At 64.7% G+C, this 7,594-nt stretch carries 5 protein-coding genes; all 5 read right to left on the bottom strand.

Features of this window, described 5'->3' with window-relative positions; genetic code table 11:
* On the bottom strand, nt 1-1,070 hold a 1,070-nt coding region (locus tag AB0B25_RS31695), incomplete at its 3' end, for a condensation domain-containing protein (RefSeq protein WP_357187427.1).
* An 836-nt stretch (nt 1,071-1,906) separates the two neighbouring features.
* The gene (locus AB0B25_RS31700; protein ID WP_357187429.1) at nt 1,907-2,842 is read right to left on the bottom strand and encodes an acyltransferase domain-containing protein; all 936 of its coding nucleotides are present in this window, start codon (nt 2,840-2,842) and stop codon (nt 1,907-1,909) included.
* Nucleotides 2,843-3,405: 563 nt separating this feature from the next.
* Entirely contained in the window at nt 3,406-4,227 is an 822-nt protein-coding gene (locus AB0B25_RS31705; RefSeq protein ID WP_357187432.1) for a YceI family protein, read from the bottom strand.
* On the bottom strand, nt 4,227-6,836 hold the full coding sequence (locus AB0B25_RS31710) for an MFS transporter (protein ID WP_357187434.1): 2,610 nt from the start codon (nt 6,834-6,836) through the stop codon (nt 4,227-4,229). Before AB0B25_RS31710 ends, AB0B25_RS31705 begins: the two co-directional genes overlap by 1 nt.
* A 9-nt stretch (nt 6,837-6,845) precedes the next feature.
* Entirely contained in the window at nt 6,846-7,310 is a 465-nt protein-coding gene (locus tag AB0B25_RS31715; RefSeq protein ID WP_357187436.1) for a MarR family winged helix-turn-helix transcriptional regulator, read from the bottom strand.
* Between the last annotated feature and the right edge of the window lie 284 nt (nt 7,311-7,594).

Genomic DNA, 7,594 nt, shown 5'->3' on the forward strand with positions numbered 1-7,594 from the left:
GCCTCACGAATGTCGGCAAGACCGAACCGCTGATGCCGCAACGCCCCCACCAGATCCGACTGCACCCGCCGCGTCAGTGTCGCGACCGTATCCCCGGGACCCTCCCCCGCGCCGAGCATGATCGGAAGCGGTGCGACGTTCACGAACACTCCCCCGGACCGCCGTAGCACGGCAGTTGTACGGCCCGATACCGGAATATTGACCAAAACGTCGTCCCGGCCGGTCATCCGGGCCAGATAACATCCGAATGCGGCGATCACCAGCGCGGCCGGGTTCACCTCCAGAACTTTCGCGGACTGATCGATCCGCCCGACCGTCACCGGTGACAATTCGGCGGCTGCGACGACGCTGTCCGCTCGCGCGGGTGCATGTCCCGTGACCAGGCTGGAGTCGTCTCCGACCTCGGCGAGTCGGTTCGCCCAATATGCCCGATCGTTGGCGAACCGCTTCGACTCTCGATAGCTGCGGTCGGCCTCATACAGCGTGCGTAGGTCCGCAGCCAGGTTCGGCTCCGGCGTGCGCTGCTCCACCGCCGCGGTGTACAACGCAGCGATCCGGTTCACGATCGTCATGGCGGCGTAGCCATCCAACGCGACATGGTGAATCCTGCTGTACAACAGGAAATGTCGGTCCCCGACCTGCACAATCGCCGAGCCGACCAACCGATCCCGGGCCATATCCAACGGCGTGGTGTACTCCCGGCGCATCCACTGCAGACCCGCCGCCACCGGATCCGGTTCACCACGTAGATCGATCACCGGCCCCGCCGACTCCAGCGACGGATCGAACAACTGATGCGGTTCGCCGTCGACCGATACCAGCCGTAGGTATCCCGATTGGAACTCATGGCCTGCTCGAATCGTCGCCGCACGCAGCACATCGAGGTCCAGCTCCCCATGTAACTCGATATATTGCGCCTCGGATATCGGCACATCCGGACTCAATTGTTGGGCTAGCCATAGCCCCCATTGCCCCGCAGACAGTGGTACCGGCTGCGTCGCCGACTCGTCCGGCTCGGCATTTCCGCTCGATCCCTGATCGGGATCGAGCTGTGGTCGCGCAACAGTCATCATTTACCTCCAGCCCGACCGTCCTCAGTGTAAGCCGACTGATTCGTCCGTGTGTAGTCGAATTTTCGATCCAGGTCGTGAGACAGCTTCCGAATTTCGAGTGCTTCAGGCGGTGAGTTGGGGATGCTTTTCAGTACATCGACGCAGGTCAGGTAGGTGAATTGTCATCACGCACCGATGAGTGACTATTGGCCCTGTGATCGACATCCAACGACCCTTTCGGACACGCTGAACGGCGGAAATCGAAGGGCTGGAACACAATCTGACTATCAGTCTGTCCAGATATCCGAAGTCGTGATGCGAACCACGGTGTTATTGCTCTGTTGGGCGAATTACATTCCGGCCGGAAAAATGCAATCGAAGTGATTCGAGATGTTTATGAACGTTGTACGTCAAATGTTGCACCAGTGGCTTTCGGGGGACATAGGGTTCGAGTCTCCCCAACGCTGGTTGATCATGTGCGGAACCCGTCCCGCGCGGTGCGCTGCCGAGTGAGGCCGATGAAGACCGGCGAAGTCGGGGCCCGCGATGACCGCAGGCCACCGGCCGCATCGGCGAGGTCGAGCGTCTCCCCGGGACCGACCTCTACGGCCATGATGACGACGTCGGTGATGAGCTTGTGCTCCCACCCGGACCCGAAGTCGCCGACGTGGCGAACCTTGCCAGCGCCGAGCGCGTCGGCTTGATCGAACGGGTGGCCGGCATCGGCCCGTCAACGAGAAAGGTGGCCGACCGGCAGCACGTGTACGGGAATAGCTCGGTATTGCAATGCCAGCGGGAGTGTGCCGGCGACGGCGCCGCATCGCCCGGCGCCGGAACTACCTAGATTTCCGCCTCTACCCAGCCGGCTGACTTGTCACTTGGATCATCGGGACGATCGTGCTTCGGCCTTCGAGAACGGCGGGATGAGTGCGGGCTTGAACCGACAGTCCCGTTCCCGGGCCGGTCTCGATCAGCGTCGAACTTCGGTGGCCGAGCAGGTCCGACAGCGCGTTCCAGAACAGCACCGGATGCATGATCTGTGCTGCCCAAAAGCTTGGATCGCTGGCCTCGTCGGCGCGCAACCGCAATCCGGTCCGCCCCGACCAGATCGGAGTGGTCGGCTCGTGTAGTCGCTCGGCCGCGATGGACCGTTCGAACACCGTCGCGGCGTCGGCCATGCACGGACTGTGCCACGCTTGTCGGGCGGGCACCGATATCGTGGCGAAACCTCGCTCACACAGCACCGATTCCGCCGTGCGCACCTCCGGGTCCGGGCCGGCGACGATGGTGCGTCGGGGTCCGTTCACCGCGGCGATCGTGACCCCGGCCCGGACCCATTGCGCACCCAGCTGTCGTCGGACGACGTCAGGAGTTGCCGCGACCGCGAACATACCGCCCGGCGGCGCGAGGCTCAGCGCGCGTACTCGGGCGCCCATGATTCGTGCGGCTGAACCTACGTCGAATACCCCGGCGACGGTTGCGGCGGCCAGTTCACCGACGCTGTGACCGAGCAGGGCGACGACATTCGCGCCAGCTCGGATCAGCATGGTGGCAAAGGCGTATTCGATGGCGAAAATCAGGGGCTGCGCGACTCGGCCGTCGTCGAGATCCGTCTCCGGGTCATCGGAAAGCCAGCGCCGCTTGGGCTCGACCCCTTCTTCGGACATCAGAGCGAGGAATTCGTCGACTATCGCCGCGAATTCCGGCTGGTCGCGATAGGTGTCCAGGGCCATGCCGGGGTGCTGGCTGCCTTGGCCGGGTAGCAGCAAGGCGATCGGCTGCTCGGTCACGGATACTCCCTGTGTCGCTTCTCGGTCGAGGTAGCGATCGTGGTCCCCAGCGTGCGGCGGCACAGTCCGTTGAGCACGTTCCTGGACTCGACATTGTCTGTGGCGCCCCATGATGCCATGATCGGCAGACGTCCACCCGGCGCGCTGCTGATGGGCTGATCGCGCAGGTGGTCGATGAATTGCCGGCGGTACTCACCGGCACTGCCGAAGCACCGGAGACGACCGCACGGACGGGGCCGCGAACTTCTACATCGTGACGTTCCCTCGGCGGCTCGACATGCGACGCAGGCCCGAACTTCGGCGGGCCTGTTCGGCCGACCAACTCGGCTTCGATCGCCAGTTGTCAGGCGCGCCACGTACGGCGTGGCGACCCGGGACAGCGTGAGAAACTGCGCGGATGCCCGGTGTCCGATCTCGGCGATGGCAGCGGTCTGTTTGCCGACAAACCGCACGGCTGGACCGCGGCGGTCCGGACGAACTTCCGGGTGGCGGTCGGCCTCCAGGACGGGGCACCGGCACAGGGCCACTACCCCGCCACGCGCAAACCGACCAGCTTCCGCCGGCTATTCTGCCGGGAGTTGTTCGCCGCGAACCACTTCGATGTCGAGTTCGAGCTTGACGGTAGCGCCGACTGCGGCGACTCCGGCGCGGACGATCGCGTTGTAGTCGATGGCGAAATCGTTGCGGCGCAGCTCGGTCTCGGCATGGAAGGCGGCGCGCACGCCACCCCAGGGGTCATCACCGCAGCCGCCGTAGGTGACGGTGAGGTCGATCTGCCGGCGTTTTCCGTGCAGGACGAGCTCGCCGGGCATCACGAAGGTGTCGGTACCGGTACGGCGCAACCCGTGGCCGGTGAAGGCGATCACCGGGTAGGCGTCGACATCCAGGAAGTCGGACGATCGAAGGTGATTGTCGCGCAACTCGATCCCGGTGTCGACGCTGGCAGCGCCGATCTCTGCGTAGCCGGTGGACTGTTCGAAACGCTCGGCGATATCGAGCCGCCCGCTCACCTCGGCGAAGCGAGCCTTGATACTCGCGATGCCCAGGTGGCGTGCGGTGGCGATCACCGTGGAGTGCATCGGGTCGATCGTCCACGGACCTGGTGGCGGAAGCGTGACCGCGCCAGCCTCGGGCGCCAATGCGATGTCGCCGAGCAGACTCGTACCCGCGGCGGAGGTCCGGGCGGTCCGCGCCATCGGCTGATATCCGGCCGCGGTGACCACCGCCGTGTGCACGCCCGGGGGCAGCGGCTCGGTGGCCACTGCCCCGGTCTCGTCGGCCACGGCACGGGCGACTTGACGTCCGCTCATATCCGTCACGGTCAGTACCGCATTCGGCACCGGCCAGCCCTCGACGGTGCGAATGCGCGCGGTGAGACCACTCATCAGTAACCCTGCATATCGTCGGACTCGTAGCCGAGTCGAACATCGTGGTCGATCTCGCCACTGGACACGGTGACCTGACTGGTCACCGGCGGGTATCCGCGTGCGACGACCGTGTATCGGCCCGCCGGCAGGTCGGTCACGACGTAGTGCCCACTCTCGTCGGTGCGGGTAGTGGCGGTCAGCTCACCCGCTGCGTCCAACACCGTGATCTGGACGTCAGGCACCGCGCGGTTTCCGTCGGCCCGCGCCGATCCGGACAGCACCGCCATCGGAGCCAGTTCGATGTCGTGACGCAGCAGACCGCTGTCGGGAATGCTCAAGGTGATCGCGCTCGGCCGCATGTGCTCAGCGACCGCGACCAGGGTGTAAGTGCCCGTGACCACGCCCCGGCACGCGTATGCGCCGTCGCCCGCTGTGATGGCCGCTCCCACTACTTCGCCGCGCATATCGGTCAGCGTCACAGTCGCACCAGGAAGCGGTTCACCGCTACCCGCCGACCTGACCACACCCGACAGTTCTCCGGAGCCCATCAGGCGGAGGTCGAGCTGTTGCGGCCGATCTCCGACGGCCACGGTGACGGCCTCCGGCTGATGCCCGGGCGCCGAGGTGATCAGTACATAGTTGCCGACCTCGGGCGCACCGATCAGGTACCTGCCATCGGCATCCCCGGTCGCCCGAGACACTTGGCGGCCGCGCTGGTCGATCAGGGTGAGAACGGCGCCGGAAACCGGACTGCCGTCTTCACGATGGATACGTCCGCCGATCGACGAACCGTCGTAACTGCCACCGGAGAGCACTGCTGTCACCTCGGTGCTCGCCGTCGCGGTTGCCCGCGGCTCCGCCCGGTAGACGCCGTTGCCCTGATGTTCGACCTTCACATGCTTGCCCACCCCGGCAAGCACCGGTTCGGGTTCGGAGAATACCTGTGCGGCACCCTCCCAGACCTGATCCTCATCCCACGACGACTCCGCGGCGACGGCCTGCTCGGCCTCCCGGGCGACCGGCGGTTCGGCAGCGCTGGGAGCCGGCTGATCCTGCAGCGGAATCTCTTTCATGAACATCAGCACCACGCAGGCCAGCAGTGCCACCCCTGCGGCGGAGTAGAACACGCCGTGCATGGAGTTGGTGAAGCCGGTCAGGATCGGTACCTTCAGCTCGTCGGGCAGGGCCGCGATGCCGCTGGTGTTGCTCTGCATGTTGTTGAGCTGGTCGGCGCCGAAGCCGGGCGGTAGCTGTCCGCCGAACGCGTCGGTGATCCGGTGTGGCAACAGATTGAACAGAATCGTGAGGAACACCGCGACGCCGAGCGTGCCGCCCATCTGCCGGAAGAACGTGGCCGACGCGGTGGAAACTCCCATGTCCGACCGTGGTCCGGCATTTTGTGCGGCGATGATCAACGTCTGCATGCAGCCACCCAACCCGAGACCGATCACCCCGCCGTACACCAGGGGCTGCCACAGCGGGCTGTCGTAGTGCACCTGTGCGTACAACACCGTGCCGACGGCGATGATGAACGTGCCCGCCACCGGCAGAAACTTGTAACGACCCGTCTTCTTGGTGATCCGGCCGGCCGATTGCGAACCGATCATGATGCCGAGTACCAGCGGCAGCATCAGCAAACCGGCGTTCGTCGGCGAGTAGCCACGTACCACCTGGAAATACGTCGGAACCATGGTGATCGCGCCGAACATGCCGACACCGACGATGAATCCGCCCGCGATGGTGACGCTGAAGGTGGAGTTCTTGAACAGCCGCAGCGGGATCAGCGCCGCGTCCTTCATCAGGTACTCGACGAAGACGAACAGCAGGAAGCCGAGCACGCCGATGCCGTAGCACAGCAGTGCTCGGTCGGATCCCCATCCCCAGTTGCGTCCTTGTTCGGCGACGATCAACAGGGGCACGACGAAGATGGTCAGCGTCAGTGCGCCGAACCAGTCGATCCGATGATTCTGGCGCTGGTGGGGCACGTTCAACACCTTGGCGACCACCAGCATCGCAATCACGCCGACCGGGACGTTCACCAGGAACACCCAGCGCCAGCCCTCGATGCCACCGAGCATGTCGTAGTCGGAGAAGAAGCCGCCGAGCACCGGGCCGAGCACCGTCGCGGTACCGAAGACCATCATGAAGTAGCCCTGGTAGCGCACACGCTCCCGGGCCGGAACGATGTCGCCGATGATGGTGAAGGCCAGCGACATCAACCCACCGGCCCCGAGCCCCTGGAAGGCGCGGAAACCCGCGAGCTGGTACATCGACGTGGCGAAGGTACACGCCACCGAACCGATGACGAACAGGCCGATCGCGGTGAGATAGAACGGCTTTCGACCATAGATATCAGCCAGCTTGCCGTACAGCGGTGTGGTGATAGTCGCGGTGATCAGGTATGCGGTGGTCGCCCAGGCCTGTTCATCGAAGCCGTGCAGGCTGTTGGCGATCTTCACGATCGCGACACTGACAATGTTCTGATCCAGCGCCGCAAGGAACATACCGAGCAGCAGCCCGGACAGGATGGTCAAGATTTGCCGGTGCGAGAGTTGCGTGTCCTCGGCGGCAGCGGCGGCCGGACCCGGCGGTGCCGCCGCCGGTGCCCGGGTGGTGGAAATCGTCATTTGTGAGCCCTATTTCTGATCGGCTAGCTGTGGTGGAGTTGTCTCGATTCCTGTGTTGAGCCGGGCGAGCAGCTCGGTCACGGCGGCCCGGTCTTCCGAAGGCCAGTCGGCCAGAATCGCGGCCAACCATCGGTTGCGGTGTTTGCGGTTCTCCTCGAACACCCGCTCCCCCTCCGGAGTGGCCGCCAAGACGCAGGCGCGGCCATCGATCGGGTCGGCCCGGCGCTCGACCAGGCCATGTGCCACAAGCGATCTGCTCTCCCTACTGACGGTGGAGATCTCAGCGCGCAGTAGCTCGGCGAGCTTACCCGTGCGCTGCGGCCCGTCGTGGACCAGGCAGAACAGCGCGGCATAGGCCAGTCGATCCAGACTGTCCGGTCCGTGCCTGGTCATTTGCAGTTTCGCCCGGTTGACCGCACGCATAAACCGAACGAGCTGAACGCCGAGCTCGTCGGCATCCTCGGCAACGGACACGGATCTCACCTTTTCCACCAGAATCGTTAGCGGTTGCAACTAGTTGCTGTCGCCAACTATACATCTTCCGGATCGGTGTCGAACACCTCGTCCGGGACACGCGCCAGCCTGCCCTGGCGGCGTTCGCAACCGACTACCGGCAACTTCTAAGGTTCGAACGGGCGCGAATGCGAGAAGAGAACACTGCTTGTGAGCGGTCCCCGATGACGAGACCACCCGGAAATAGAGCCGGGTGATTTCGTTCCGTGTTCAGTTGGTTCCGCAGGCCATCGGATGATGGGTGT

The sequence above is a fragment of the Nocardia sp. NPDC049190 genome, assembly GCF_040648115.1.
GTDB lineage: Bacteria > Actinomycetota > Actinomycetes > Mycobacteriales > Mycobacteriaceae > Nocardia.